Raw genomic sequence first — 483 nt, forward strand, 5'->3', positions numbered from 1 at the left:
TTCCTGTACCTGAACCGCTCGACGACGCGCGCCGAGATGATCGACTTCATCTCGTCGATCGACAACTCCTACCAGCGCATCACGATCGACTCGGATCCGGCCAACCGGCTGAACAACAACAGCAAGCGCACGTACAGTTACGACGAGGCGGTGGCCGACCTGAACAAGGCCATCAAGCTCTTCCCCGACCTGGCGTACAGCTATTACAACCGCGCCAACCTCAAGGCCCTGTCGGGAAGCCTGCCCGAAGCGTTCGAGGATTACTCGAAGGCCATCGAACAGAACCCCAATTTCGCCGAGGCATATTACAACCGCGGCATCATACAGATATTCATGAAGGACACGCGCAAAGGGTGTCTCGACATTTCGAAGGCCGGCGAGCTGGGTATCGTCGAGGCTTACGAGGTGCTGAAACGATACGCGCCGTTAGAAAAGTAAGCTAACTCAAAAACAAATAATTACGAACTATATTAAAAAATGCGG

The 483-nt window shown here is 53.8% G+C and carries 1 protein-coding gene; it reads left to right on the top strand.

The window, feature by feature from the left end; genetic code table 11:
• Positions 1-438, top strand: a 438-nt coding sequence (locus QVP03_RS10735; RefSeq protein ID WP_288210766.1) for a tetratricopeptide repeat protein, incomplete at its 5' end; no start/stop codon positions are given.
• Positions 439-483 lie beyond the last annotated feature (45 nt).

It is taken from the genome of Alistipes sp. CAG:29, assembly GCF_000435435.1.
Classification (GTDB): Bacteria; Bacteroidota; Bacteroidia; order Bacteroidales; family Rikenellaceae; genus Alistipes; species Alistipes onderdonkii.